This is a genomic window from Streptomyces ureilyticus, from assembly GCF_011045025.1.
Classification (GTDB): Bacteria; Actinomycetota; Actinomycetes; order Streptomycetales; family Streptomycetaceae; genus Streptomyces; species Streptomyces ureilyticus.
Genome location: NZ_JAAKZX010000515.1, coordinates 1 through 644 on the forward strand (window position 1 = coordinate 1; position 644 = coordinate 644).

The window sequence follows — 644 nt, forward strand, 5'->3', positions numbered from 1 at the left end:
CTCCCCGTGCACGGTCACAGAACAAACCGCAGGGGCATGTCACCGCGGACGTCGTCCTCAGCGAACGCCCCGCCGAGGCCGCAGACCGCGCGGTCCCCGGACACTGGGAAGGCGATTTGATCATCGGGACGGGTCGCTCCGCGATCGGCACGCTGGTCGAGCGCAGCAGCCGCTCCACGCTCCTGGTGCACCTGCCCCGGCTCGAGGGCTGGGGCGAGAATCCGCCCGTGAAGAACGGCCCCTCGCTCGGGGGCTATGGCGCGATCGCGATGAACGCGGCGCTCACGACGTCGATGACGCAGCTGCCCGAGCAGCTACGCAAAACCCTCACCTGGGACCGCGGAAAGGAACTCTCCGGCCACGCCCAGTTCGCCATCGATACCGGGACGAAGGTGTTCTTCGCCGATCCCCACTCACCCTGGCAACGACCGACGAACGAGAACACGAACGGGCTGCTGCGTCAGTACTTCCCGAAGGGCACCGATCTGTCCCGGTGGTCGTCCACGGACCTCGAAGCCGTCGCCATGGCGATCAACAACCGGCCCCGCAAGACCCTCGGCTGGCGGACACCCGCCGAGGTCTTCGAAGAGCAGCTACGCTCGCTGCAACAGCCCGGTGTTGCAACGACTGGTTGAACTCGCCCA

Annotated in this window: 1 protein-coding gene; it reads left to right on the forward strand. The window is 67.2% G+C overall.

Going from position 1 to position 644, the window contains the following annotated elements:
* Positions 1-635, forward strand: a 635-nt coding sequence (locus tag G6048_RS48445; protein WP_165345932.1) for an IS30 family transposase, incomplete at its 5' end; no start/stop codon positions are given.
* Positions 636-644: the final 9 nt, after the last annotated feature.